The organism is Actinoplanes sp. KI2, from assembly GCF_025630775.1.
Taxonomy (GTDB): domain Bacteria; phylum Actinomycetota; class Actinomycetes; order Mycobacteriales; family Micromonosporaceae; genus Actinoplanes.
The window spans coordinates 1-26002 of sequence record NZ_JAOSZE010000026.1; the positions used below are offsets into that span (position 1 = coordinate 1).

Sequence of the window (26002 nt, forward strand, 5' to 3'; positions counted from 1 at the left end):
CCTAGATCCGTATGAACACCGCTCAGGCCAGCATGAGCACCACGTAGTCGACGCCGTCCTCGTGGCCCACCTCGGTCAGCCGGAAGCCGCAGCGTTCCAGCAGCCGCCGTGAGGCCAGGTTGTCGACGTCGGTGTCGGCGTAGAGCGGCCGCGTCGGCTCCAGCTCGAGGAACTGCCGCACGGCCGTCCCGCCGATCCCGCGGCCCCAGAACGGCCGGCCGAGCCAGTACCCGACGCTACGGCGGCCCTCCTTCCACCAGGCCGTGACGTAACCGGCCACCTCCGAGCCCACGCACACGGTCCGGACCAGCACGGCCGGGTCGCCGAGGACGCGGTCGCGCCAGTGCGCCTCGAACTCCTCGCGGGAGCGGGACGGCACGTTCGCGCGGTCCCGGGCCACCGGGTCCGCCTGCTGCTCGTGGAGGATCTCCACATCGGCCGGTACGGGCGGCCGCAGCGTGACCGGGGTCTGCAGGCCGAACCACGGCCGGCACTGCTCGAAGCCGGTCACGGTGACCGGCGGCGACGTCCACCGGTCGGCCGTGAGCAGCAGATTCTGCAGCGTGACGACGTCGCCGCCGGTGTCCACGATCCGGCTGAGGCCGTTGTCGACATATCCCACGCGCCGGGACACTCCCAGGGACGCGCCGTTCGCCAGGGTGGCCGAGCTGATCGCCGCCGTCGCGCCGAGACAGTCGAAGGCGAATGCCAGAGCGGCCGTACGCATCCGCACCCCGATCCCGCGTCCGCGCGCCGCGGGCACCAGCCACGACGCCGAGTCCACGGTGCGCAGGGCGGGGAAGTTCTCGCCCTCCACGGTCTGCACCCCGACGATCTCGTCGTGCACGATCACGGCGAGGTGCAGGATCCACGAGGCCGGATCCCAGGTGCCGAGCGACTTCCAGTAGCCCATGCAGAGCAGCCGCCGCTCGTTCTCGAGCATCGTCTGCGAATCGAACAGCGCCAGCCTCGGATCGTGCCCGACATCCGGCGGCAGCACCGCGCACAGATGCGGCAGATCCGCCTCGCGCACGCACCGGAGCAGCACGTCGCGATGGCGGATCCGCAGATCGAACAGTGGCCACATAGGTCGCTTTATAGCCGATCGCCGGCCGCCGGGGGCAAGAAGGCGGCCGGCGATCGGGGCCTACTCGGTGCCCAGCGCCACCACCGGGCTGACCTTCGCGGCCCGGCGGGCGGGCAGCACCCCGGCCGCCGCGGTGAGCAGCACCAGGATCACGAAGACCAGGGCAAGCTGGCCGATCGGCAGGGTGAACGGCGCGTTCACGCCGAGCGCCTGCACGGCCAGCCAGGCGTACGGGACGCCCAGCACCAGCCCGAGCCCGGCGCCGATCACGCCGTAGAGCGCGGACTCGGTGGTGAGCATGGCGCGCAACCCGCCCCGGGACAGCCCGACCGCCCGCAGCAGGCCCGACTCGCGCACCCGCTCGACCACCGACAGCGCCGTGGTGGTGCCGACGCCGACCACCGCGATCAGCACGGTGAGCCCGATCAGGCCGAGCGCGATGGCGAGCAGGACGGTGAGCTCGCTGTCGATCTGGTCGCGCTCGTCGGCGAGCACGTCGATCGCCCACTGGTGGCTGCCGACCGTGTCGGTGAGCGCCCGGCGGCCGTCGGCCCGGCCCTTCTCACCGGCGACGGACTGGTCGGCGAGCAGGCCGGTGAAGGCGGCCGGGGCGCCCAGCTTCGTCATGTCGGACGGGTCGACCACCATCGACGAGGCCAGCGGTGTGCTGCCGTTCAGCTCGGCGGCGACGGTCAGCGGCATCGAGCGCTTGTCGGCCACGACGGTGACCTTGTCGCCGACGTGCAGCCCCTGGTCGTCCGCCATGAACCCCGAGATGATCACCTTGCCCGGGCCGAGGTCGGCGACCTTCCCGGCCGCCACGTCGAGGTCGGCGAGCCGGGGCACCTGGGAGAGCTGGACGTCGACCGCCTGGAGTTCGGTGCCGTTGCCGGTCTTCACCGCGAGCCGCCGGTACGGCGCGATGTGGGTGAGCTCCGACCGGGCCTGCAACTGGCTGACCGTGGTCGCCGGGATCGGGTCGTCGTTGGTGGTCAGCTCGTAGTCGGCCGGGGACGACAACGAGCTGTCCCGGACGGCGAGGACCCGGATCGACGCGCCGCCGACCAGGCAGCCGGCGATCAGCGTGACGCCCAGCGCCACCACGACCGACACCGCGGCGGCCCGGCGCGGGGCGCCACCCACGCCCCCGGCGGCGAGCCGGCCGACCGGACCGGCGTGCCGGACCGGCGCGCCGAGCACCGCCAGCACCGGCCGGACCAGCACCGGGCCCAGCGCGATCAGCGCCAGGAAGGCGAGCCCGCCGGAGGCGACGATGGCCAGCAGGTTCATCGAGGGGTCGTAGTTCTTCGGGTTCCGGCCGGGCAGGTTGACCACGACGTACGCGGCGACCAGTCCGGCACCGGCCGCCAGCAGCAGGCCGAACGCCCAGCGCAGCTTGCCGATGTCGCGGCGGCCCCCGGTGACGCCGGCGCCGCGCAGCGCCTCGAGCGGGGACACCTTGCCGGCGGTGAAGGCCGGCGCGACCACCGCGACCACGGTCAGCACCACCGCGAGCAGCACGGTGAGCAGGGCGGGCCGGACCGGCAGGCCGGGCGCGGCGACGTGCGGCCCGAAGGCGGCGACGACGCGGGGCACGAGCTGACCGGCGCCGAGCGCGAGCAGCACCCCGGCCAGCCCGGTGACGAACCCGGTCAGCGCCCCCTCGGCCGCCAGCGACCAGGTGATGCCGCCGCGGCCGGCGCCGACCGCGCGGAGCAGGGCCAGCTGCCGCATCCGCTGGGCGAAGACGATCCGGAAGGTGGAGGCGGCGACCAGCCCGGCGGCGACCACGGCGATCGCGACGAACAGGCCGATCACCTCGAAGACCCGGTCCACCTGGCTCGCCTTCTGCCGGGCCTCCTCGAGGCGGACCTGGCCGCCGGTGGCGACCTCCGGCCGCTCACCGTCCTTCACCCTGCTTGCGCCCGCTGCCACCAGGTCTTCGATCTGCTTCTGTACGCCGTTCGCGTCCGCGCCGGGTGCCAGCCGCACGTCGATCTGGTTGAGCCCATCGGAACCGCTCATCTGCGCCACGGCCGGCTGTGACGCGTACGCCTGGAAGCCGTAGTCGTCGCGGCCGGTGACGATGCCGACCACCGTGAGGGAGGTCGGCGCCAGGGGTTTGCCGTCCTGGTCGTAGCGCAGCGAGACCTTGGCGGTCGAGCCGGGCTTGATGCCGAGCCGCTCGACCGTGCGCGGGCTGACCGCGATCTCGGACGGGCCCTGCGGCAGGCGGCCGGAGACCAGGTGGCTGACCGCGAGCGGCCCGGTCGACGAGTCGGCGAGGATCTGGAGGTATTCGGAGCCGATCTCGCCGCCGGCCTCGGCCCGCCCGGCCGTCTCGGCAACTCCCGGGATCTTGCCGATCGCGGCGAGCTCGCCCGTGGTCAGGGTGCCCTTGCGGGCCACGATGTCGACCGCCGCGGGCGTGCCGCTGAGCCCGTCGAGCACGCTGCGCTTGGTGATCTGCTGGGCCAGCACCGTCGCGTAGACGACGAACGAGACCACCAGCACGGCGAGGCCGGTGAGCAGCAGCCGGGCCGGTCGCCGCGCCACGCCGCGCAGCTGGGTGCGCAGGACCGCGCTCATCGCTGCGCCGCCAGCGACCGCAGCGCCTCGGTGACCGACTCGTGGTCGGGCCGGTCGATCTCGCCGGCCACCTTGCCGTCGGCGAGCAGCACGACCCGGTCGGCGTACGCGGCGGCGCCCGGGTCGTGGGTGACCATGACCACGGTCTGGCCCAGCTCACGCACCGAGTTGCGCAGGAACTGCAGCACCTCGGCGCCGGACCGGGAGTCCAGGTTGCCGGTCGGCTCGTCGGCGAAGACCACCTCCGGGCGGGAGATCAGCGCGCGGGCCACCGCGACCCGCTGCTGCTGGCCGCCGGAGAGCTCGCCGGGCCGGTGGCTGAGCCGGCCGGTGAGGCCGAGCGCCTCGGTGAGGTGGGTGAACAGGTGCCGGTCGGGCTTGCGACCGGCCAGCTCGAGCGGTAGCAGGATGTTCTGTTCGGCGGTCAGCTGCGGGAGCAGGTTGAACGACTGGAAGATGAAGCCGATCCGCTCGCGGCGCACCCGGGTCAGCACCCGGTCGCTCTGCCGGGTCAGGTCGGTGCCGCCGAGCGTCGCCTGCCCGGAGGTGGCCGTGTCGAGGCCGGCCAGGCAGTGCATGAGCGTCGACTTGCCGGAACCGGACGGGCCCATGATCGCGGTGAACTGAGCGCGGGTGAAGCCGACGGTCACCCCGTCCAGCGCGCGTACGGCCGTGTCGCCGCTCCCGTAGACCTTGACCAGGTCGACGGCCGCGACGGCGGCCAGCGCGTCCTGCGCGGCCGGTGGGAACTGGGTCTGCATGGTGACTCCACTCGCAGGGATCTCTTCCGACGCCGAGGAGTCTGGTGGAGCCGGGCGATCGGCACATCGGCCGCCGGGAGGGCTTACGCCGCGGGCGGCTCTCTAACTTTCGGCCGATGGGGAGCACCTGACCTGCCATTACGCTGGGCAACAAGATGGAGACAAACCCGAATCGGAAGATCCTGCTGCGCCTCGGCCAGGTGGGCGCGCTGCTCGTGCTGGCGATGCTCGGCCTGTTCGACGTGGCCCAGGGCCGCCTGGTCTCGCAGGCCGGCAACGAGCTGCTCGGCCTGGTCCGGATCCTGCTGGCGATGGCCGCCGCGGCGGTCTGGCTGCCCGCGCACAAGCAGAACTCCGTCTCGCTGGCCAAGGCGGCCATCTGGCTCAGCCTGACCTCGCTGGTGGTCACGTTCGTGGTGGCGGTCTCCGACCCGGAGTTCGGCAGCTGGGGGCTGGCCGAGTCATTGGCGCTGCTCGGCGTGCTGTTCGTGGTGGCACGCCGGGCCCATCCGGGCTGGGCGGTGGCCGCGGTGATCGCCACCGGCGGGGCGGTGAGCTTCCTGCCGCTGCGCGGCGGGCAGACCGCCGAGTTCGTCATCTTCGGCCTGATCCAGGCCCTCGCGGCGGCCGCGGCCACCGGCCTGGGCGTCTACCTGCGCACGATCGAGAGCTCCCGGCAGCGGGCCTTCGACGCCGTACGAGCGGAGCAGCGCGCCGAGTTCGCCCGTGATCTGCACGACTTCATCGCGCACCACGTCACCGGGATCGTGGTGCAGGCACAGGGCGCGAAGTTCATCGCCGAGCAGGACCCGAAACGCGTGGTGCAGGCGCTCGACCAGATCGAGCAGGCCGGCGCCGAGACGATGGCGTCGATGCGCCGGATGGTCGGCGTGCTGCGCGATCCCCAGTCGCGGCCGGACGCGCCGCTCGCCCCGGTCGCCGGGGTGTCCGACCTCGGGCCGCTGATCGAGCAGTTCACCGGGGCGGGCGGGCCGCTGGGCCGGCTGCACCTGGACGGGCCGATCGAAGGGCTGCCGGTCGAGGTGTCCACGTCGGCGTACCGGGTGGTGATGGAGGCGCTGACCAACATCCGGCAGCACGCGACCGGCGCCCGGGTCGCCGACGTGTGGATCCGCCGGACCCCGGAGTGGCTGCTGGTGCGGGTGGCGAACGACGGGACGGCACGGCCCTCCGGCCCCCGGGAACGCGCGGGGTACGGTCTCGTGGGCCTGACCGAACGGGTCCGCGCGGTCGGTGGCCGCCTCTCGGCCGGTCCCGGCATCGAGGGCGGCTGGGTGGTCGACGCCGCGTTCCCGCTCAACGTAAAGGTGGCCCAGTGATCCGGGTCTTGATCGCCGACGACCAGGCCATGGTCCGCACCGGCTTCGGCATGATCATCGGCGCCCAGCCGGACATGGAGGTCGTCGGCGAGGCGGCCGACGGCGTCGAGGCGGTCGCCCTGGCCCGCAAGCTCAAGCCGGACGTCGCGCTGTTCGACATCCGGATGCCCAAGATGGACGGCCTCGAGGCGCTGCGCCTGCTGGCCGGCCCCGGCGTCGCCGACCCGATCAAGGTGGTCGTGGTGACCACGTTCGACCTCGACGAGTACGTCCACCAGGCACTGCGTAACGGCGCGGCCGGCTTCCTGCTCAAGGACTCCGGCCCGGCCCTGCTGGTCGAGGCGGTCCGCGCCGCGGTCTCCGGCGACGCCCTGATCAGCCCGAAGATCACCGTACGGCTGCTGGAGCACCTGTCCCTCCCCCGGCCCGTCACCGACGACGGCGGCCTGTCGCCGCGGGAGCTGGACGTGGTGAAGCTGGTGGCGCGCGGCCTGACCAACGCCGAGATCGCCGGCGAGCTGTTCATCTCGATCGGCACAGTCAAGACCCACCTGGGCAGCGTGCAAACCAAGCTGAGCGCCCGCGGCCGGGTCGAGATCGCCGCGTGGGCGTGGGAGCGCCGCCTGGTCGGCTGACCCGGCCGACAGCCCTTCTGGGCGGATATTCGCCCAATATCACGCAGCGAGATGGGGTAGTTGCCGAACGTGGCACACAATTTGCCCTCCTCAGCGAATGTGAGTCGCGGCAATCCCCTTTAGGCTTGGATGATCAGCGGATTCGAAGCGACCACGTCGGTGATCATCTCGATCTGGGTGGTCATCGGATTTCTGCTGCTACCGACCGGGTCGCTGCGATACTGGACCGCCGCCTTCGTCGTCCTGCTCGCGGTCGTCGGCGTCGGCGACCACCTGCCGGTCCGGACTTTGCTGGTCGCCCTGCTCGCCCTGCACGTGCTGTTCGTGGCGCCGGCCGCCGCCCGCAGCGGCCAGCGGGCGCTGCTGCGGATGGCGCTGATCTCCCTCGCCCTGCTCACCGCGCTGGTGGTCACGGGCGGAGTGCGATATTGGCTGCCGGCGCTGATCGTCGGCGTGCTCGTGGTGCCGTTCGGGGTGCCGCTGCTCTGGGCCCGGCCACGCCCGGCCGTCGAGGTGCGACTGTGGCCGCGGCTGCGAGGGCCGGAACGGTCCACTCCGGTCGCGGACGAGCCCGCACCCGCTCCCCCACCGGCGGAACCCGGCGAGTCACCGGCCGACGAGGAGCGACCGCCGCGTCCGGCTCCATCTCCCCCGCCGCCGCGCAACGTGCGGCAGTTCCCGCCCGGGAAGCGGCGGGGCGCGCGGCCCTCGGCGCCCGACATGCCGCAGCGGCAGCGCCGTCCACCGGCCGCCTCCTGACCGGATTCGCCGCCGAGGCACATCATGACCGACGAGGACTGGAGGGATGGCGGGTTCCGGCAGGGTCGGCCATCCGTGGAGACTCTCGCCTGGGTTGCGGCGTCCATGGGTCGGGGCAGTCGCGTCGTTGGCTGTCGCCGATTGACCGGTGGCGTCTGCTCCGCCGACAGTGCCCGACGTCGATGGCGCGCTACCCCCGATGGATGTCGAGACGGCGCTACCGCGCCTCGGCTGGCGGGCGCGCTACAGCGTGATCCAGTAGCGGCGGACCTCGTCGTCGCCGGTGCCGCGGATGTCCTCGAAGACGCCGCCGGCCTTCTCGATCGTCCGGGCCGAGGCGACGTTGGCGACCCGGCAGGTGATCAGCACCCGCTCCAGGCCGAGCTTGCGCGCCTCGTCCAGGGTCAGCCCGAGCGCCCAGCCGGCCAGCCCTTTGCGACGCTCGGAGGGCCGCACGCCGTACCCGATGTGCCCGCCCACCTCCATCAGATAGTCGGTGAGGATGTGCCGCAGCGAGATCGCGCCCAGCACCCGGTCGCCCTCGACCATCCACCGGTACGTGCAGTGCACCCAGTCCTGGGCCGGCGGGATGTGGACGTCCTCCTCGTCGGTGAGCCGGCGCACCCACCGGGCGAAGCCCTCGGGCGTGTCGTACTCGTCCTGCGGGCGCATGCCGGCGCCGTCCTGGTGGACGCCGCGCCCCCACTCGTCGCGCGACGCGATCCAGGCGGCATGCAGGCGGGTGGTGGGCGCAATCAGCTCGGGCATGCCTGCCACCGTACGTGGGAAGGGTTATTGGCCGGCCGCGAGGGTGAGCAGGCGCTGGATCTGCGACTGCCGCCGCTGGGTGACCGTCGCCGCGAGGGACCGGGCGGGCGGATAGGCGCCGCCCGACTCCTCCATCCGGGACGTCTCGACGCAGTTCGCCAGCTGGCCCAGGAGCAGGCTCACCGCCGTACGGTCGAAATCGGAACCGGACGCCGAGCGCAAGTCCTGGAGGTCGGCCGCCCGCAGGGCATGCAACGCGCCGTGCCCGGCGTGCGCGCCGGCCGACGGATCGGCCGCGAGCGGCTGCTGCCAGCCCAGCAGCCAGCGCTGCATGGGGCCGGACTCGTCGCGCCACTGGGTGCGCAGTTCGGTGGCGACGGCGCGGATCCGCGCGTCTCCGGCCCGCTGCGCGGCGAGCTGGGCCACCTGGTCGCCCTCGGCGATCTGGGCCAGGCCCATCTGCAGGAACATCACGTCGGTCGCATTGAACGGCGACGTGGCGCTGACCGCCCCGTCGGTCGTGGTGGTCGGCGGCGCGGCGCTGACCGCCGGCCGCTCCGGGGAGCAGCCGGCGACCAGCGCCAGGATCAGGGCCAGCCGGATCAGATGGCGAGCCACAGCGCCGGTACGTTGGGCGGCTCCCAGCCGACGATGGCGGTGTGCGCCTGCCGGCAGCGATACGAGACGCCGTTGTAGGTGACGACGTCCCCGACCTTGTACGCGGTGCCGGCCTTCCAGGTCCCGCTCGGGGTGGTGGTCGGCGGTGTCGTGGTCGGCGGTGTCGTGGTCGGCGCAGTCGTCGGGGCGGTGGTGGGCGGGGTCGTCGGCGGCGTGGTGGGCGGTGTCGTGCTGCCGCCGCCGATGTTCACGTCCACGCAGGAGTAGAAGGCGTTCGCCGTGTCGGCGATGTTCCACCGGGCGAGGATCGTCTGCTTGCCGGTGAAGTTGCCCATGCTGACGGTGTGCTGCTTGGTGGCGCCGGGCTGGGCGCCGCCGTCGTTGAAGGACGCGAGCAGCGTGCCGCCGATGAAGTACTCCCAGGTGGCGGTGGCGTGCCGGGCCGTGATGACCCAGTTGAACGTCACGGTCCTGCCCACCGAGGCGTACGGCCAAGGTTTGCTGTTGTCGTTGAGCACGGCGAAGCGGGAGCCGCCGCCGTTGCAGAGGGTCGAGCCCTTCGGGGCCTCGACGCTCTGCGGCTCGTAGATGATGTCGCCGCAGTTGGGAACCGCGCCGCTGGCGCAGTTGGCCTGACGGCTCGGCGGGGATGAGATGTAGCCGTGTGCCGAAGCCGGGGAGACCGCCACGAGGAGCGAGGCGGCGGTCACGCCGACGGTCAGTGCGGGAAGGGTGAACCTGCGTCGCATGAAGAACTCCTTGGGCTTCATGGGGGATGTGGCGCCGGTCGTTGCGGTCAACATAAGTTAAAGAGTGTTAACAGTAAATAGACTTAACGAAGTTTTTCGATGTCCCGTTAATCGAGTGCCGCTGCCTGGGCGATCCGTTAGCGTTCGCCGGATGGAACCACTCACCGAGAAGGAGATCCGCGCCGGCTTCGCCAACTGCAGCAAGGGCGAAGCGAGCCGGATCAAGCTGCCGGATCTCGCCGCGGTGCCGTGGCCGGACCTCGACTTCCTCGGCTGGACCGATCCCGGCGCGCCGCAGCGAGCCCTGCTGGTCGTCTCGGCGGAGGTCGGCATCGTCCTGCGCCGGCCGGAGGCGCGCCGCAGCACGGCGATGCGGTCGAGCATGTGCCGGATCTGCTACACCGGCCACACGGCGGACGGGGTGACGTTGTTCGTGGCGCCGCTGGCGGGGGCGGCCGGCCGCAACGGGAACACGGTCGGCGAGTACATCTGCAGCGACCTGGCGTGCTCGCTCTATCTGCGGGGCAAGCGGCAGCCGCGGGGGCGGCTGGTGCGGCAGGAGGAGTCGCTCTCCCTGGAGGAGCGGGTGGATCGGGCGCTGACCAACCTGAACGGGTTCGTCAAACGGGTGACGTCGGGTCAGCTCAGTTCGGGGCGCCTCAGTTCGCGCTGACCTGCTTCATCAGGTCTTCGGCCAGGGCTGACGGGTGCTTACCGAGCCAGACGGCGTGCAACGGGCGGAGCAGGTCGAGACCGGGCACCCGCAGCTCGACCAGGTCCCCCGCCGCCCGCGCGCTGACCACGCCGATGCCGCCGCCGGCGCGGGCCGTCGCCAGGATCGTGGTGGTCGAGCCGAGGCTGGTCGCGTGCGGCAGCGGCGGCATCGCGCCGAGGGCCTTCTCGAGCGCCCCGAGAAACGTGTCGCGGGTGCCCGAGCCCGGCTCGCGCAGCAGCAGTGGCTGTTCGAGCAGGTCGGCGATCGGCAGGTCCTGGCCGACCCGCGCGGCGAGCGGATAACCGGCCGAGACGACCAGCGCGACCCGGTCCTCGCCGACCTGGCGGCGGCTGAGGCCGGCCGGGATGTCCGGCGACTCGACGAAGCCCAGGTCGGCCCGGCCGGAGCGGACGATCTCGAACACTCCCTGGCTGTTGGCCACCTCGGCGGAGATCTCGGTGTCCGGGTGGGTGCGGCGCAGGGCGAGCAGCCAGGCCGGCAGCATGTACTCGGCGACGGTGAGGCTGGCCGCGACGCGCAGCCGGGCCGCCTGGTCGGCGCGCAGGCTCAGCACCCCGTCCGCGAGGGTGTGCGCGGCCCCGACGACCTGCTGCGTCCAGACGGCGACGGCCTGCCCGGCCGGGGTGAGCAGGCTGCCGCGCCGGGAGCGGACCAGCAGCGGCACGCCGAGACGTCGTTCGAGCCGGGCCAGGCGGGCGCTGGCGCTGGGCTGACTGATGCCGTGCGCCTGGGCCGCGCGGCCGACGCTGCCGGTCTCGGCGACCGAGAGCAGCAGGTCAAGGGCGGGCAGATCGCTTATCCAGGGCGGAAGGGGCATCGCGCGCAGTCTGTCACACGCCGGTCAGGTGCTGCAGGCCAAGACTGGTGACACTCACCGCGATCCACAGGATCAGCCCGAGCAGCAGGGGCCGCATGCCGGCCCGGCGCAGTCCGGCCACGTCGGTCGAGAGCCCGACCGCGGCGAGCGCGACCGCGATGCACAGCAGGGCGAGCCGGTGCAGGAGGGGCTGCACCGCATCCGGTACGAGACCGACCGTATTCACGCCCACGACCAGGAGAAACGCCACGAGGAACCACTGCTTGGGCGCCCTGGCCCCCTTCGACAGCACCAACGTCACCGGGATGATCATCAGCGTCCGCACCAACTTGACCACCACGGCATGCTGGGCGGCGAGCGGCCCGAAGCTGGCGGCGGCCGCGACCACGGCGCTGGTGTCGTTCACCGCGGTGCCCGCGAAGAGCCCGAAGGCCTGCTGATCGAGCCCGAGGAGGTGCCCGAGCGGCGGGAAAGCCAGAACCGCCGCCACGTTGAAGAAGAAAATAGTCGAGATCGCGTACGCGACGTCGCTGCTCTTCGCCCGCAGCGCCGGCGTCACGGCAGCGATCGCCGACGCCCCGCAGATCCCCGTCCCGACCCCGATGAGCGTGCGAAGGTCCCGCGGAATCCCGAGTCGCCGCCCCACCAGCCAGGCGAGGAAGAGGCAGACGGCAAGCGTCCCCAGCATGACCGGCAGCGAGCTGGCCCCGACCGAGGCCACCTCGCCGAGCGAAAGCTGAGCCCCCAGCAACACGATCGAGAACCGCAGAACCGGCCCCTTGGCAAACTCAAGCACCGACTGCCGCCGCACGGTCCCCACCGCACGCGGCTCAACGCTCCCGGCCGCCGCCGGCTCCCCCACCGCAAGCTCCACAGGTGCCGCCGTCTCGCCACACCCCGCCCGCTCGCCGCACCCCGCCGTCTCGCCGCCCGCCCCGGTCTCGGCATGCGTCCCCGCCTCAGCAAGCATCACCGTCTCAGCGCGCGCCCAGGGCTCAACCGCAGCAGGCACTGCCGTCTCCGCGTGCACCGGCGCCTCGGCGTGCACCGCCGTCTCCGCGTGCACCGCCGCCTCAGCCGGCACCCCCGCCTCGGTGCGCACCCCTGTCTCTGCGCGCACCTCCACCTCGCCGCGCGCCCCCGTTTCGACGCGCGCCGAAATGCCCCTGCTGGCCGCCACCTCGCCATGCACCGCCGTCGCGGCCTGTCGCGCCCGCTCGCCCGACATCGCCGACTCTCCACGACCCGCCGGTGTCCGGCCCTCCGCCCGGCCCTCCGCCCGGCCCTCCGCCCGGCCCTCCGCCCGGGCCGCCGCCCGACTCGCGAGGCGGCGCGCCAGCGGGCTCAGCAATACACCGCCGACGACCGCGAAGATCGGCGCCCCAACGGACGGCACGAGGGAGCCGGCCGTGAAGGCGGCGAGACCCAGGGCGAGCAGAAGCAGCAGCACCAGTCCAGGTTCGGCCCGGATCCGGCCGCCCGGTACCGCCTACCTGCCGTGCGCGGTCATAGCCAGAACCTATGACCGCGGCGCTGATCAAGGCGATTCCAGGGCGCGCTACCGACTACTCCCCCACTACGGCGGACGGCTGTTGGCCGGCTCGGCCGGAGCGCTCGGGGTGATTCGGCGGGTTTCATAAGTCCACATGGCGAGCTCGACGCGGTTGCGGGCGTTGAGCTTGGCCATCAGGCTCGCCAGGTGGGTCTTCGTGGTGCTCAGGCTGATCCGCAGGTCGTCGGCGATCTCGGCGTTGGTGCGGCCGCGGGTGACCGCCAGCAGCACGTCCTCCTCTCTTGGTGTGAGCGGCTCGAGCGGTTGGATCGCGCGCCGCCCGGTCGGCAGGTTGGCGAAGGTCTCCAGCAGCCGGGCCGTGACGGTCGGCGCGATGAGCGCCCCACCGTCGGCCGCGGCCCGCACGGCCTGGACGAGAAGTTCCGGCCCGGCGTCCTTGAGCAGGAACCCGCGGGCGCCGTCGCGCAGCGCTCGATGAACGTACTCGTCCAGGTCGAACGTCGTGATCACAATGACCGCCATCGGGTCGGCCACCCCGCGACCGGCCAGCTCCCGGGTCGCCTCAAGGCCGTCCATCTCGGGCATCCGGATGTCGAGCAGGCACACGTCGGGCCGTAGCTCCCGCGCCAGCCGCACCGCCTCCCGCCCGTCCCCTGCCTCGGCGACGACCTCGATCTCGGGCGCCGTCTGCAGCATGACGCGCAGCCCGTTCCGAATGACCGCCTGGTCGTCAGCGATGAGCACGCGGATGGACACTGCCCTTGTTCCCCTCAGGTGATGACTCCTTGACGCCGCTCAACGGAAGCTCCGCCTCGACCACCCAGCCGCCATCGCGGCAAGGGCCGGCCCGCAGAACTCCGCCCAGCAGAGCCGCCCGCTCCTCCAGCCCGACAAGACCGAACCCGTGACGACGCGGACCGTCGCCACCGGTCGCCCCGTGCGCGCTGCGCCCTGTGCTAACAAGGCCGCCAGCCAGGCCGTCGCCAGCCAGGCCGTCGCCGGCCAGGCCGAACCCACCACGGCGCTGACCACCGCGGCTGCTCGATCCGTCAGCGCTGCGCCCGCTGCCGACAATGCCGTCGTCGGTCAGGTCGAACCCACTGCGGCGCGGGCGATGGCCGCCGATGGCCCCGTCGTCTCGGACGGCGATCCGGACCCGGTCGGGCTCGACTGTCACCCGGACCTCGACCAGGGTTGCGCCGGTCGCGTGGCGGGTCGCGTTGGTCACGGACTCCTGCACTATGCGGTAGACCGCAGTGTCCACGGCCTGCGGCAGGTTTTCGGCCGGGCCGTCGAGACGCAGGTCGATCGGGATGCCACCGGCAGCGTCGCCCGGCCGGTCGCGGGCCAGGCGCTTCAGGTCGGCCGTGCCGGGCAATGGCTTCAGCTCGGCATCCGTCTCCGCGGTGCGCAGGGCCTTGACCATGGCCCGCATCGCCTCGAGCGTGCGTGCGCCCTCCTCCTCGACACCGGCCAGCGTTTCGTCCGCGGTCGACGGGTCGAGGCCGGCGAGAACCCGCCCGGCCTGGGCGCGCACGACGATGGCGGAGACGTGATGGGCGACGGTGTCGTGCAGCTCGCGGGCGATGCTTTCCCGCTCGCGAGCGCGCATCTGCTCCAGCTCGCGTCGACGAGACGTCGTGCGGAGGCGGACGAAACCGCCGAGCGCGGCCGGGAACGCCAGGAACGAGAGCCCGCCGATGATGTCGCCGGCCGGGCCGCCCTCGACGATCGAGGACACCGCGAAAGAGGCGAGGATGACGACCGAGCCGAGCACGATCTCGCGCCCCGAGCCCCACCTGGTCAGGGCATGGACCAGGAACAGGACGATGATGCCGGCACGCAGGCCGATCGGCGCCGTGTGCCCGGTGAGCACGTCGATCAGAGTGAGCAGCACGCCGCCGCCGAAGGCGAGGACGACCATCGCCAGCGGATGGGTGCGCCGCCACAGCACCAGCAGGCACAGGCCGACGGTGAGAACAGTGGACACCGGGCGCCAGGTCACCTGCTCGCGGAACGACGCCTCCAGTGCCGTCGCGGTCAGCCCTGCGGCGAGCAGCAGCCAATCACCCGGGACCCGGGCCGGCGCCCCGGGCGCCCTCGGCTCGGCCCACAGCGTGCGCAGCTCGTCTCGGAACACGCCATCAGCCTAGGCAGCGCCGGGGAAGAAACATCGGCCGAAAGAACTAGGACTTTGCCGGTCCGCGGACGGAGAAACCGCCCGCAATCCGGCCGATGTCAGCGCCGCGCCGAGCGACGAACCTCGTGGCATGCCTGCATCGAAGACATCCGCACGCCTGGTGGGTGTGCTGTTCATCGCGGCCTCGGCCACGGCCGTCGCCGGGGGCTCGCTGCTGCTGCCCGTCCAGCGACGAGACTTCCTTATTACTGGTGCGCCGCACGCCCAGCTGGTCACCGGCGCCCTGCTGGAGGTGACGCTGGCACTCTCCGTCGTGGCCATCGCGGCGCTGCTGCTACCGGTGCTGCGGCCGGCCGGCGAGGGCTGGGCCGTGCTCTATACGGCGGTCCGCACGATCGAGGGCCTGCTGATCCTGGTCGGCGCGATAAGTGCGCTGGTCATGACGTCCCTGATCGGGTCCGGTGGGCCGGCGGGGCTGGGCGCCGCGGTGCTGCATACCCGGGAGTGGGCCTACCACCTCGGCACGGTGCTGGTCTTCGCCGTGAGCGCGGTCGTGCTCAACGTTCTGCTCCTGCGCGGCGGTCAGGTGCCGCGGTGGCTGGCCTGGTGGGGCCTGGCCGGCGGATGCCTCCTGCTGCTGCGGGGCGTAGCCGAGCTGTACGGGCCGCTGCCTCCCGCCGCGCAAGCCGTGTGCGCGGCGCCCATCGGCGTTCAGGAGATGGTCTTCGCCGGCTGGCTGATCGTGAAGGGAGTCCGGCCGTGACGTGGAACGGCGCGGCCCAGTGCCGGGACCGCGCCGTTCCTTCCGTCCGGTCAGGCCGCGACAGGAGCCTGCTCGGTCGTTGCGGGGGCCGCCGAGCCGCCGGACATGTGCCGCAGGTATGCCGGCAGGGTCAGGAACTCGGGGCAGGTGCGCTCGGTGAGCAGCACCGTCAGCAGGGTGCGGGCCTGGCCGAACCGGCGGGCCGCGTCCTCGTCGAGGGCGCCGGTCTCGCTGAGCACGTCCAGTTCCTCGCGAAGCATCCGGGTGACCAGGGCAGCCGAGACCGGCACCCCGTAGTCGGTCGGGGTGTTCGCGTGGATCCACTGCCAGAGCTGCGCGCGGCAGATCTCGGCGGTGGCCGCGTCCTCCATGAGGCCGCCGAGCGCGACGGCGCCACGCCCGCCCAGCCAGGCCGCGATGTAGCGCAGCGCGACGCTGACGTTGTTGCGCAACGCGACCTCGGTGACCTGGACGCCGATCGCCTTGACGTCGAGCAGGTCCTGGGCGGTGACCCGCACGTCCTCGCGCTTGCGCACGATCTGGTGCGGCTCGTCACCCAGCCACTGGTCGAAGACGTCGCGGCAGGTCGCCACCAGGCCGGGGTGTGCCACCCAGGAGCCGTCGAAGCCGTCGCCGACCTCGCGGCGCTTGTCCTGGCGCACCTGGTTGAGAGCGCGCTTCGCGGCGACCGGGTCGCGGCTGGGCACGACGGCGGCCATGCCGCCGATCGCGTGGGCGCCACGCCGGTGGCAGGTGCGCACGAGCAGCTCGGTGTACGCCCGCATGAACGGCGCCGTCATCGTGACCTGGGACCGCTCGGGCAGCACCACGTCCGGCCGGTTCTTGATCATGCTGAACAGGTAGTCCCACCGGCCCGCGTTCAGGCCGGCCGAGTGCTCGCGCAACTCGTACAGGATCTCGTCCATCTCGAACGCCGCGGTGATCGTCTCGATCAGCACGGTGGCGCGGATGGTGCCGCGCGGGATGCCGAGCTGCTCCTGGGCGTAGACGAAGACCTCGTTCCAGAGGCGGGCCTCCAGGTGCGACTCCAGCTTCGGGAGGTAGAAGTAGGGCCCGCTGCCGTTGTCGATCTGGCGCTGCGCGCAGTGGTACATGTAGAGACCGAAGTCGAACAGCGTGGCCGACACCGCCCGGCCGCCGATCCGCAGGTGGCACTCCGGCAGGTGCCAGCCCCGGGGCCGCACCATGATCGTCGGAGTCCAGCCGTTGACCTTGTACTCCTTGCCGTCGGCCGCGGTGAAGTCGAGCGTGCCGTCCAGCGCGTCCCGCAGGTTGAGCTGGCCGAGGACCACGTTCTCCCAGGTGGGAGCCGTGGCGTCCTCGAAGTCGGCCATCCAGACCTTCGCGCCGGAGTTGAGCGCGTTGATGGTCATCTTGCGCTCCGGCGGACCGGTGATCTCCACGCGGCGGTCGAGCAGGTCGTGGGCCGGCGGCGCCACCGTCCAGGACGCGTCGTCGCGGATGGAAGCGGTCGACGGCAGGAAGTCCAGCTCTTCCGTGCGCGTCGCCCGACGGCGCCGGCGGCGCTCCAGGAGTTGCACCCGCTGGGCGCCGAACTCACGGTCCAGCGCGACGACGAACGCGACGGCCTCGGGGGTCAGGATCTCGGCGTAGCGGCCTTCCGTCGTGCCGGTGATGGTGACCTCTTCGTTGCCCATTTAGAACTGCTCCGTCTCCGTCGAGCCCTTGAGGGCGGTGGTCGAGCTGTCCGGGTTGAGGGCCGTCGACACCGCGTCGAAGTAGCCGGTGCCGACCTCCGCCTGGTGCTTGGTCGCCGTGTAGCCGTCCGCCTCCGCGGCGAACTCGGCCTCCTGCAGCTTCACGTACGCGGTCATGCCGGTCTCGGCGTAGCCGCGGGCCAGCTCGAACATCGAGTGGTTGAGCGCGTGGAAGCCGGCCAGCGTGACGAACTGGAACTTGTAGCCCATCGCGCCCAGCTCCTTCTGGAAGCGGGCGATGTCGGCGTCGTCCAGGTTCTTCTTCCAGTTGAACGACGGCGAGCAGTTGTACGCGAGCATCTTGCCGGGGTGCTCCTTGTGCACCGCCTCGGCGAAGTCGCGGGCGAACTCCAGGTCGGGCTTGCCGGTCTCGACCCAGAGCAGGTCCGCGTAGTCGGCGTAGGCGACACCGCGAGCGATCGCCGGCGCCGGGCCGCTCTTGACCCGGAAGAAGCCCTCCGCGGTGCGCTCGCCGGTGAGGAACGGCTTGTCCCGCTCGTCCACGTCGGTGGTGAGCAGGTCGGCCGCGAGCGCGTCGGTCCGGGCGATGACCAGGCTGGGCACGCCGAGCACGTCGGCCGCGAGCCGGGCCGCGTTCAGCGTCCGGATGTGCTGGCCGGTCGGGATGAGCACCTTGCCGCCCAGGTGGCCGCACTTCTTCTCGCTGGCCAGCTGGTCTTCCCAGTGCACGCCCGCGGCACCGGCGGCGATCATGGCCTTCATCAGCTCGAACGCGTTGAGCGGACCACCGAACCCGGCCTCCGCGTCGGCGACGATCGGGGCGAACCAGTCGCGGTCGAAGCGGCCGGCCGCGGTGTCGATCTGGTCGGCGCGCATCAGCGCGTTGTTGATCCGGCGGACCACGGCGGGCACCGAGTTGGCCGGGTAGAGGGACTGGTCCGGGTAGGTGTTCCCGGAGAGGTTGGCGTCGGCGGCGACCTGCCAGCCGGAGAGGTAGATGGCCTTGAGGCCGGCCCGCACCTGCTGGACCGCCTGGCCACCGGTCAGCGCGCCGAGCGCGTTGATGTAGTCCTCGCTGTGCAGCAGCTCCCACAGCCGCTGCGCGCCCCGCTCGGCGAGCGTGTGCCGCTCCTGGACGGTGCCACGGAGCTTGACGACGTCCTGCGCGGTGTAGCTGCGCTTGATGCCGAGCCACCGGGGATCGCCGGCCCACGCCAAAGTGAGGTCCGCAGCGGTACCGCCCCTGGTTTCGGTCAGCTGATCAGTCATCGAAATATCCCTTTCCTACCCTGTCGCGTTCCTTCTCGGTGGAAGAACTCGACTGTCGCTCATCGCGCAAGGGGTCTGGGAGGCGTTTGTGAACAGAAGAAACGCAGAATTTCTGATAACGTGAAACCCGTGACCGCTTCACTTTCCGACGGCTCCGTCGACCTGGTGACCCTCGGCCAGCGCCTCCGGCACCTGCGCAAATCCAAGGGCATGACCCTGGAGCAACTGAGCGAGGCGGTCGGCCGGGCGCCGTCGCAGCTCTCCGTCATCGAGAACGGGAAGCGCGAGCCCAAGCTCTCGGTGCTCCAGGCCGTCGCGGCGGCCCTGGGGGTCTCGTTGCAGGACCTGCTCCGGCCGGAGGCGCCGAGCCGGCGGGCCGGACTCGAGATCGAACTCGCACACTTCCAGCAGGGAACGGCGTACACGGCGCTGGGTCTGCCGATGGTCCGCGGCGGCCGCAGGCTGCCGGCGGATGCCCTCGAAGCGCTCGTGGGCATGCATCGCGAGCTCTCCCGGGTGCTCGCCGAGCAGAGCGCGACACCCGAGGTCGCCCGCAAGGCGAACGCACAACTGCGGGTCAACATGCGCGAGCGGAACAACTACTTCGCCGAGATCGAGGCGGCGGCCGCGAAGGTGCTGCAGTCGGTGCGGTACACGACCGGGCCGCTGTCGCAGCGCGGCATCCTCGACATCGCGGCGTCGCTGGGGTTCTCGCTGCATTACGTGAACGACCTGCCCGGGTCGACCCGCTCGGTGACCGACCTGAAAAACCGGCTGATCTACCTGCCGCAGGTGGCCAGCGGCAAGGGGCACGATCCGCGGGCGGTGGTGTTGCAGACACTCGGGCACTTCGTGCTCGGGCACAACGACCCGGCCGACTACGGGGACTTCCTGCGTCAGCGGGTCGAGGCCAACTACTTCGCGGCGGCGCTGCTGATGCCGGAGAAGTTCGCCGTCGAGTTCCTGCGCGAGGCGAAGGCCGACCGGGCGCTGGCGATCGACGACTTCCGGGACGCGTTCGGGGTCTCCTACGAGACGGCGGCGCACCGGTTCACCAACCTGGCGACGCACCATTTCGGGATCCCGGTGCACTTCACCCGCGTGCACGAGAACGGGATCGTCTACAAGGCGTACGAGAACGACGGGGTGCGCTTCCCGTCCGACGTGACCGGGTCGATCGAGGGCCAGCCGATCTGCCGCAAGTGGGCGTCACGCACCATCTTCCAGGCCGACGACCCGTATTCGTCGTTCTACCAGTTCACCGACACCTCGGCGGGGACCTACTGGTGCACCGTCCACATCGAGTCGACGCGGTCGGGCGAGTTCTCGGTCACGGTCGGGACGCCGTACGAGCACGCGCGCTGGTTCCGTGGTGGGGACACGACGCGACGGACGGTGTCGCGCTGCCCCGATCCGGACTGTTGCCGTCGGCCGCCGGCGGACCTGGTGCGGCGCTGGGCCGGGAGCGCCTGGCCAAGCGCACGGGTGCACTCGCACCTGCTGGCGGCGCTGCCGCCGGGGACGTTCCCGGGCGTGGACAGCCAGGACGTGTACGAGTTCCTGGAGCGGCGCGCCCACGGGTGAGGGGGCACGCGGACCCGCCCCGGCGCCCTCATCCCGGTAACCAAAGTGTGACCAGGACGGCCAGGTGCCGGCACCCGCAGGGCCTGCCGTCGAAGACCAGCACGGCTCGGTGGCGGCGTCCGCAGGGCCTGCCGTCGAGGACCAGCACGGCTGGGTGGCGGCGTCCGCAGGCCAGCCGTCGAAGTCCAGCACGGCAAGGTGCCGGTGGCCGCGGGGCCGGCCATCGGCGATCAGGACGCTCGTCAGTCCGGGTCGAGGTCGAGGAGGTGGATCACGCGCAGCGTTTGCTGGACGGCTGTTTCTACAGCGCCGGCGCGCAGCCTGCCACGTCACCCAATCGGTCCTTCATCGGCAATCTATTCCAGGGAGGCGGGTCCACGGGCAACGGCCGCGGCGGGGGCTAACGGTCGGGCTGGGCAGGGCAACAGGCGGGGCGGGGCAACGGGCGGGGTGGGCATCGGCCGGCCGGGCGGGCGGGGCGTCAGCGGAGAGGGCGGGGCGTCAGCGGAGAGGGCGGGGCGTCAGCGGAGAGGGCGGGGCGTCAGCGGGTGAAGTGGTAGGCGAGGACGGCGAAGGCGAGGAAGACGAGGGCGACTGCGAGCAGGGCGATGAGTTCGGCGGTGATGCCTCGGGCCACGATCGGGCGGTCGGGGGCGGACGGGTCGTAGGCGATGGGGTACTCGGTGCCGGTCAGGTGTTCGCGGTGGTGGGGTAGTTCTTCGAGGACGGTGCTGATCTCCCGGCCGGTGTCGGTGTGGTAGGTGACTACCGGGCGGAACAGGAGGCGGCCCTGGTCGTGGGACTCGCGTTGGTTGCCGGTCACGACGGCGGTGGCGCGGGAGCCTTCGGCGGTGAGGCGGCGGTGGCGCAGCCATTTGCGAGCGGCGGCGACGGTCGCGAAGAGCGCCACGAGGGTCGGGACGATCACCAGGAACAACCGGGCCAGCAGCTCGAACCCTTGGTCGTCGTCGATCATGGGCGGGACTGTAGCGGGGCTACGCCACCATCTCGGGACGGTGTGGGGTGCGGAGTAGGGTCGTCGGCTGTGGACGACAAGGGTGTCGAGCGCTGGTTCGGGGAGTATCTCGTCGCGTATGCGGCCTGTGGGCGGGGTGAGCGGGAGACCGACTCGCTGCTGGACTACTACGGGGTGCCGCTGCTGATCACGACCGATGGCGGGTTCTTCGCGCTGGGCGGCGCGGAGCAGGTTGTCGCGGGGGTGCAACCGCAGATCGTGGCCATGCGGGACGCCGGGTACCACCAGACCGAGGTGCTTGGCGTCGACGTGACCGTGGTGAATCGGACCTCGGCGCTTCTTCGCGGGACCTTCGCGTGGCAGCGGGCGGACGGGAGCGAGTTCAACCGGCTCACCGCGTCGTATCTGGTGACCGACGGGACGGCGGGACGGCGGATCTCCGTGCTTGCAGTTCACGGCGCCGGTGTCTCGGAGGCGACCGGCCCGGCGCACCCGACCGGCACCGACGGCTGATGGCCGACATTCTGGTTGAGACCGGGCAGGTCGCCGAGATCCGGCTGAACCGGGTCGATGCGCGGAACGCGCTCTCCACCCGGCTGGCGTCCGAGCTGATCGAGGCGGCCGGGGTGGTTCGGGAGAGCAACGCGCGCGCCGTCGTACTCACTTCGGCCGCGCCGTCCGCGTTTTGCGTCGGAGCCGATCTCAAGGAACGGAATCGGCTCAGTGACGCCGAGTTCATGGCGCAGCGGCTGGTCTTCCGCCGTGCGTTCGGGGCGCTCCGGGAGATGCCGGTGCCGGTTGTCGCGGCGGTTCATGGGTACGCGCTCGGCGGCGGCTACGAGCTCGCCCTGTGCTGCGACCTTATCGTCGCGGACGAGTCGGCCGTCGTCGGGCTGCCCGAGGTGCGGCTCGGCATCGTTCCGGGTGGCGGCGGGACGCAGCTGCTGCCGCGCCGGGTCGGGTACGGCGTCGCGGCCGACCTGATCCTCACCGGACGGCGGGTCGCCGCGGAGGAGGCGGCCCGGCTCGGGCTGATCGACCGGCTCGTTCCGGCGGGGGCGGACCGGACGACGGCCACCGAACTGGCTCGGCAGATCGCCGCCAACTCCCCGGTCGCGGTCGGCAACGCGCGCCACGCGATCCGCCGCGGCCTCGACGTCGACCTCGCCGCGGGCCTCGACATCGAGGACTCCGCCTGGCGCGCCACCGTCTTCTCCGAGGACCGCCGCGAGGGGGTCCGGGCCTTCACCGAACATCGCGAACCCCGCTGGCCCTGACCGCGGCCGCAACCGGGGCAGCCCCGGGGTCAGCGCCACCCCGCAGGGCGACCGCAACCGAGGCCCAAGGCAGCCCCACCCCCGCGGAGCGGCCGCAACCAAGGGGCAGCGCCACCCCGCAGCGCGGCCGCAACCCGGGGAAGCACCCCCCGCACGGCGACCAAAGCGGTCAGCCGGTGACCAAGCGGTTCCGGTGGGATGCTGTGGGTTACCCCGAAACGACCCCACCCACCGCCGGGAGGTCACCGAAGATGCTGCCCCTCAGCAACGCCACCCTGTCCGACCTGAAGGATCTCACCGTTCCGTCCTACGACCGGTCCCGGTTGACGGCCGGGATCGTGCACTTCGGGGTGGGTGGCTTCCACCGCGCCCACGAAGCCATGTACCTGGACCGGCTGATGACCGAGGGCAAGGCCCACGACTGGGCCATCTGCGGCGTCGGGGTGATGCCGGCCGACCAGCGGATGCGGGACGTGCTGCGGCGGCAGGACGGGCTCTACACGCTGGTCGTCAAGTCGCCCGACGGCGGGCAGGACGCGCGGGTGATCGGCTCGATCGTCGAGTACCTCTACGCCCCGGACGATCCGGAGGCGGTGATCGAGAAGATGGCCTCGCCCGAGATCCGGATCGTGTCGCTGACCGTCACCGAGGGCGGGTACAACTTCAACGCGGTCACCGGCGAGTTCATGGCCGACAACCCGGACGTCCGCCACGACCTGCAGCCGGGCACCCGGCCGCGGACCAGCTTCGGGCTGATCACCACCGCCCTGGAGCGGCGACGCGAGCGCGGCGTGCCGCCGTTCACCATCATGAGCTGCGACAACATCCAGGGGAACGGCGAGGCCGCGAGGAAAAGCTTTGTTGCGTACGCCGGGTTGCGCGACCCGGGACTGGCGTCCTACGTGGCCGCCGAGGTCCGTTTCCCGAACAGCATGGTCGACCGGATCACGCCGGTCACCACCGACGACGATCGGGCGCAGGTCCGGGACCGGTTCGGTGTGGACGACGGCTGGCCGGTGGTGTGCGAGCCGTTCACCCAGTGGGCCCTCGAGGACAGCTTCGGGGCCGGGCGGCCGCCGTTCGAGGACGTCGGCGTGCAGGTGGTGCCGGAGGTCATCCCGTACGAGCTGATGAAGTTGAGGTTGTTGAACGCCTCCCACCAGGGGCTGTGCTATTTCGCCTGGCTGGCCGGCTACCGCCTGGTGCACGATGCCGCGCAGGACCCGCTGTTCGCGCGCTTCCTCCTGGCGTACATGGAACGCGAGGCCACCCCGACGCTGGCCGAGGTTCCCGGGGTCGATCTGCGCGAGTACCGGCACCAGCTGATCGACCGGTTCTCCAATGCCCAGGTACGCGACACCGTCGCCCGGCTGTGCGCGGAGAGCTCGGACCGGATCCCGAAGTGGCTGCTCCCGGTGATCCGCCGCAACCTGGAGACCGGCGGCGACATCCTGCTCTCCACCGCCATCGTGGCCTCCTGGGCCCGCTACGACGAGGGCGTCGACGAGCAGGGGCAGCCGATCGAGATCGTCGACCAGCTCAGGGACCGGCTGATGGCGTCGGCCGCCCGGCAACGCGAGCACCCGACCGCGTTCATCGAGGACCGGGAGGTGTTCGGCGATCTCGCGGACAACGAGCGCTTCGTCTCGGCGTACACCTCGGTGTTGTCGAGCCTGCACCACAAAGGAGCGCGAGCGACCCTCGAAGATCTCGTGTCGGGAACGTTGTAGCCGCAGGTTGTGCCGGGATGACAGCATGAGCCGGTGACCCTGCCGCTGCGTGTCAACGTCGCGCCGGAGCGGGCCGAGGCCTCCCCCGGCGACAATCTTCAGTTCGATGTCACCGTGCGCAACGCGAGCGACATCGTGGAGCATTACGGCGTCGAGATGGTCGGGTTGCCCGACGGCGCGACCGTGCGGGCCGAGCCCGAGGTGGCCAAGCTGCGGCCCGCCGAGAGCGCCACGCTCACCGTGCGGGTGACACTGCCGGTGCAGCCTCCGCCGCCGGCCGGCACCTATGTGGTCGGCGCGCTCGTGCGCTCGCCGTACCGGCACGACGTGTCGCGCTGCGTCGAGGTGCCGATCCAGCTGGCCAGCGTCGAGCAGATCACGCTGCGCACCACGCCCGAGGTGGTCAACGGCGGAAAGAGCGGGCAGTTCACGATCGAGGTGGCGAACGGCGGGAACGCGCCGGTGCGGCTCTACCTGAGCGCGACCGACCCGGAGCGGCGGGTCAGCACGGTGTTCCAGCCGGCCTATCTGGACCTGCCGCCCAGCGCGTCGGCCCGGGCGCTGCTGTCGGTCTCGGCGCCGCTGCCGTGGCAGCGGGAGAAGCAGCGGCAGCTCACCATCACGGCCAGCCCCGAGATGATGGGCGCCGTGCCGGTGACCAGTACGGCGTCGTTCGTGCAGCAGCCGCGGCTGGCCACGAAGTTCGCGAAGATCGGCGGGATCGCGGCCGGCGTGGTGGTGCTGGCCGCGGCGATCGCGGTGCCCGCGCTGATCAAGAAGGGGACCGAGAAGGCGGCGAACACCGCGGCCACCCAGACGGCCGCGCCGACCGGGGCCGCTACGGCCGCGCCCACGCAGGCCAGCGCCGCGCCGCCGGTCCAGTCCGCCCCGGCCTCGGCCGCGCCGCCGGTCCAGTCCTCGGCGGCGGCCCCGTCGTCGGCGCCGGTCAGCTCGGCCGCGACGGCGAACGGCGGCGGTGTGCAGGAGGTCGACCTGACCGCGCCGAAGGACGGCGTGGTCGCCAGCGACGCGTTCCGCAACCAGGGTTTCCTGGTCAGCGCCGACCCGGGCACGATCGCGGTGCCGGGCTGCGACAACGCGCGCAGCACCGCGGTGGTCACCGATCCCACGACCGGGCTGCGGTTCCTGACGTCGAGCACGGCCGACGACCCGACCAAGTGTCACAGCGTGCCGATGCTGATCGCCTTCCTGGCGGACAAGCCGGCCGGGGCGTTGCAGGTCGTACCGGTGTCGCCGAACACGCTGACCATGGAGGTCACCTTCAAGGACCTGCAACGGTTGCCGGCGCCGACGCTGGTCGTGCCGGCCGACGTGGCGGCCAAGCACGGCGGGGTCGACCAGGTCCTGCTCAAGCCCGCCGTCACCGGGGCGCCGAACGCCCCGGTCGCGGTGACGAAGATCCGGTTCGCGCCGCTGGGCTGAGCGCGGTTGAGCCGTGCGCGGTTGAGCCGTGCGCGGTTGAGCCGTGCGCCGTCGAGCCGCGCGCCGCCGAGCCGTGCGCCGTCGAGCCGTGCGCCGCCGGGCGGAGGACGGCCAGCGCCATGATCGTGATGCACAGCGCGCCGTTGAGGAAGGAAGCCGTGACGTCGCTGGGGTGGTGCATGCCCCGGTAGAGGCGGGATGTCGCGACGCAGACCGGGACCAGCACCAGCAGCCAGCACAGCCACTTCGCCCAGGTGCGGCGGACCAGGCCGGCCAGGATCAGGGCGAGACCGGCGTAGAGCGCGAACGCCGCCGACGTGTGCCCGGACGGGAAGCTGGAGGTCGGCGGCGAGGCGTCGAGGTGGTGCACCCGGGGCCGCTGCCGGTCGATGACGAGCGTGGTGAAGAAGAAGACGATCGCCTGGGCGCTCACCGCCGCGCACAGGAAGATCGGCTCCCGCCAGCTGTGCAGCGTGCGGAGCAGCACGAGGGCGGCGACGAAGGTCACCCCGATGATCACGGGGGTGCTGCCCACCAGGCTGAAGAACTCGGTGACCGCGTTGCGCGAGTCGGTGCGGTGCGCGGCGAAGTACCGGTTGACGCCGTCCTCGACGGTGAACGGCCACACGCCGGCCAGCACCTTGGTGATCAGCAGCCCGAGCCCGATCATCCCGAGTTGCAGCGCCACCAGGGGCGGCAGGATGCGCTTGGCGTAGTACATGACCTCGGACATGCGTCGCGCTCTACC

The 26002-nt window shown here is 71.9% G+C and carries 23 protein-coding genes and 1 pseudogene; 9 read left to right on the forward strand and 15 right to left on the reverse strand.

Translation table 11 applies throughout. The features are described 5' to 3' along the window. Window positions 1-22 precede the first annotated feature (22 nt). Genes ODJ79_RS26385 through ODJ79_RS26395 form a run of 3 tightly spaced genes read right to left on the reverse strand, consistent with a single transcriptional unit; the run spans window position 23 to window position 4437 of the window. Entirely contained in the window at window positions 23-1087 is a 1065-nt protein-coding gene (locus ODJ79_RS26385; RefSeq protein WP_263026273.1) for a GNAT family N-acetyltransferase, read from the reverse strand. 60 nt (window positions 1088-1147) lie between these two features. Beyond that, window positions 1148-3676 carry an FtsX-like permease family protein gene (locus tag ODJ79_RS26390; RefSeq protein ID WP_263026274.1) on the reverse strand — a complete coding sequence of 843 codons (2529 nt, stop codon included), beginning with the start codon at window positions 3674-3676 and terminating at the stop codon, window positions 1148-1150. Continuing rightward, window positions 3673-4437 carry an ABC transporter ATP-binding protein gene (locus tag ODJ79_RS26395; RefSeq protein WP_263026275.1) on the reverse strand — a complete coding sequence of 255 codons (765 nt, stop codon included), beginning with the start codon at window positions 4435-4437 and terminating at the stop codon, window positions 3673-3675. The genes ODJ79_RS26390 and ODJ79_RS26395 overlap by 4 nt, the downstream gene beginning before the upstream one ends. Before the next feature lie 155 nt (window positions 4438-4592). On the opposite strand from ODJ79_RS26395, the gene ODJ79_RS26400 reads away from it, so the two are divergent. The 3 genes from ODJ79_RS26400 to ODJ79_RS26410 all read left to right on the forward strand — a co-directional run bounded on the left by ODJ79_RS26400 (window position 4593) and on the right by ODJ79_RS26410 (window position 7171). Then, entirely contained in the window at window positions 4593-5777 is a 1185-nt protein-coding gene (locus tag ODJ79_RS26400) for a sensor histidine kinase (RefSeq protein ID WP_263026276.1), read from the forward strand. Then, window positions 5774-6412 (forward strand): response regulator, encoded by a 639-nt coding sequence (locus ODJ79_RS26405; protein ID WP_263026277.1) that lies wholly within the window; start codon window positions 5774-5776, stop codon window positions 6410-6412. Before ODJ79_RS26400 ends, ODJ79_RS26405 begins: the two co-directional genes overlap by 4 nt. A gap of 129 nt (window positions 6413-6541) precedes the next feature. After that, window positions 6542-7171: a hypothetical protein gene (locus ODJ79_RS26410; RefSeq protein ID WP_263026278.1), complete on the forward strand. Its 630-nt coding sequence runs from the start codon at window positions 6542-6544 to the stop codon at window positions 7169-7171. 243 nt (window positions 7172-7414) lie between these two features. On the opposite strand, the gene ODJ79_RS26415 is transcribed toward ODJ79_RS26410, so the two are convergent. The 3 genes from ODJ79_RS26415 to ODJ79_RS26425 are packed head-to-tail and all read right to left on the reverse strand — an operon-like array spanning window position 7415 to window position 9306. Then, window positions 7415-7939: a GNAT family N-acetyltransferase gene (locus ODJ79_RS26415; protein WP_263026279.1), complete on the reverse strand. Its 525-nt coding sequence runs from the start codon at window positions 7937-7939 to the stop codon at window positions 7415-7417. Between the two features lie 24 nt (window positions 7940-7963). Continuing rightward, window positions 7964-8557, reverse strand: coding sequence for a DUF305 domain-containing protein (locus ODJ79_RS26420; RefSeq protein WP_263026280.1), 594 nt, complete (start codon window positions 8555-8557; stop codon window positions 7964-7966). Beyond that, window positions 8542-9306, reverse strand: a complete 765-nt coding sequence (locus tag ODJ79_RS26425; protein WP_263026281.1) for a lytic polysaccharide monooxygenase — start codon at window positions 9304-9306, stop codon at window positions 8542-8544. Before ODJ79_RS26425 ends, ODJ79_RS26420 begins: the two co-directional genes overlap by 16 nt. Window positions 9307-9457: 151 nt before the next feature. Here ODJ79_RS26425 and ODJ79_RS26430 point away from each other — a divergent pair, with 151 nt between their 5' ends. Next, the gene (locus tag ODJ79_RS26430) at window positions 9458-9979 is read left to right on the forward strand and encodes an FBP domain-containing protein (RefSeq protein ID WP_263026282.1); all 522 of its coding nucleotides are present in this window, start codon (window positions 9458-9460) and stop codon (window positions 9977-9979) included. Here ODJ79_RS26430 and ODJ79_RS26435 read toward each other — a convergent pair. The 4 genes from ODJ79_RS26435 to ODJ79_RS26450 form a co-directional block, all read right to left on the reverse strand. After that, window positions 9966-10859 (reverse strand): LysR family transcriptional regulator, encoded by an 894-nt coding sequence (locus ODJ79_RS26435; RefSeq protein ID WP_263026283.1) that lies wholly within the window; start codon window positions 10857-10859, stop codon window positions 9966-9968. The two genes, ODJ79_RS26430 and ODJ79_RS26435, sit on opposite strands and share 14 nt — an antisense overlap. Window positions 10860-10872: 13 nt before the next feature. Further along, the gene (locus tag ODJ79_RS26440) at window positions 10873-12309 is read right to left on the reverse strand and encodes a YeiH family protein (protein WP_263026284.1); all 1437 of its coding nucleotides are present in this window, start codon (window positions 12307-12309) and stop codon (window positions 10873-10875) included. A gap of 126 nt (window positions 12310-12435) precedes the next feature. Further along, complete coding sequence (locus ODJ79_RS26445; RefSeq protein WP_263026285.1) at window positions 12436-13128, reverse strand: response regulator; 693 nt, start codon at window positions 13126-13128, stop codon at window positions 12436-12438. Beyond that, window positions 13103-14512 (reverse strand): sensor histidine kinase, encoded by a 1410-nt coding sequence (locus tag ODJ79_RS26450; protein WP_263026286.1) that lies wholly within the window; start codon window positions 14510-14512, stop codon window positions 13103-13105. Before ODJ79_RS26450 ends, ODJ79_RS26445 begins: the two co-directional genes overlap by 26 nt. 130 nt (window positions 14513-14642) lie before the next feature. On the opposite strand from ODJ79_RS26450, the gene ODJ79_RS26455 reads away from it, so the two are divergent. Then, on the forward strand, window positions 14643-15275 hold the full coding sequence (locus tag ODJ79_RS26455) for a DUF4386 domain-containing protein (protein WP_263026287.1): 633 nt from the start codon (window positions 14643-14645) through the stop codon (window positions 15273-15275). Window positions 15276-15325: 50 nt separating this feature from the next. On the opposite strand, the gene aceB is transcribed toward ODJ79_RS26455, so the two are convergent. Together aceB and aceA are read right to left on the reverse strand one after the other, a co-directional pair. Further along, the gene (aceB, locus tag ODJ79_RS26460) at window positions 15326-16954 is read right to left on the reverse strand and encodes a malate synthase A (protein ID WP_263026288.1); all 1629 of its coding nucleotides are present in this window, start codon (window positions 16952-16954) and stop codon (window positions 15326-15328) included. Beyond that, window positions 16955-18232: an isocitrate lyase gene (gene aceA / locus ODJ79_RS26465; protein ID WP_411267376.1), complete on the reverse strand. Its 1278-nt coding sequence runs from the start codon at window positions 18230-18232 to the stop codon at window positions 16955-16957. It abuts the gene before it with no gap. Between the two features lie 141 nt (window positions 18233-18373). On the opposite strand from aceA, the gene ODJ79_RS26470 reads away from it, so the two are divergent. Continuing rightward, the gene (locus ODJ79_RS26470) at window positions 18374-19828 is read left to right on the forward strand and encodes an XRE family transcriptional regulator (RefSeq protein WP_263026290.1); all 1455 of its coding nucleotides are present in this window, start codon (window positions 18374-18376) and stop codon (window positions 19826-19828) included. 541 nt (window positions 19829-20369) lie between these two features. Here the strand turns inward: ODJ79_RS26470 and ODJ79_RS26475 are convergent. Then, window positions 20370-20804: a DUF3592 domain-containing protein gene (locus ODJ79_RS26475; RefSeq protein WP_263026291.1), complete on the reverse strand. Its 435-nt coding sequence runs from the start codon at window positions 20802-20804 to the stop codon at window positions 20370-20372. Window positions 20805-20873: 69 nt separating this feature from the next. Here ODJ79_RS26475 and ODJ79_RS26480 point away from each other — a divergent pair, with 69 nt between their 5' ends. The 3 genes from ODJ79_RS26480 to ODJ79_RS26490 all read left to right on the forward strand — a co-directional run bounded on the left by ODJ79_RS26480 (window position 20874) and on the right by ODJ79_RS26490 (window position 23811). Beyond that, the gene (locus ODJ79_RS26480; RefSeq protein WP_263026292.1) at window positions 20874-21317 is read left to right on the forward strand and encodes a hypothetical protein; all 444 of its coding nucleotides are present in this window, start codon (window positions 20874-20876) and stop codon (window positions 21315-21317) included. Next, a complete protein-coding gene (locus ODJ79_RS26485; protein ID WP_263026293.1) occupies window positions 21317-22081 on the forward strand; it encodes an enoyl-CoA hydratase/isomerase family protein in 765 nt (254 codons plus the stop codon). Before ODJ79_RS26480 ends, ODJ79_RS26485 begins: the two co-directional genes overlap by 1 nt. Window positions 22082-22332: 251 nt before the next feature. After that, the gene (locus ODJ79_RS26490) at window positions 22333-23811 is read left to right on the forward strand and encodes a mannitol dehydrogenase family protein (protein ID WP_263026294.1); all 1479 of its coding nucleotides are present in this window, start codon (window positions 22333-22335) and stop codon (window positions 23809-23811) included. A 1181-nt stretch (window positions 23812-24992) separates the two neighbouring features. Here ODJ79_RS26490 and ODJ79_RS47195 read toward each other — a convergent pair. Then, a pseudogene (locus tag ODJ79_RS47195) lies at window positions 24993-25301 on the reverse strand (hypothetical protein); the annotation flags it as partial. Next, the gene (locus tag ODJ79_RS26500) at window positions 25193-25987 is read right to left on the reverse strand and encodes a phosphatase PAP2 family protein (RefSeq protein WP_263026296.1); all 795 of its coding nucleotides are present in this window, start codon (window positions 25985-25987) and stop codon (window positions 25193-25195) included. The pseudogene ODJ79_RS47195 and the gene ODJ79_RS26500, both read right to left, overlap by 109 nt. Window positions 25988-26002: the final 15 nt, after the last annotated feature.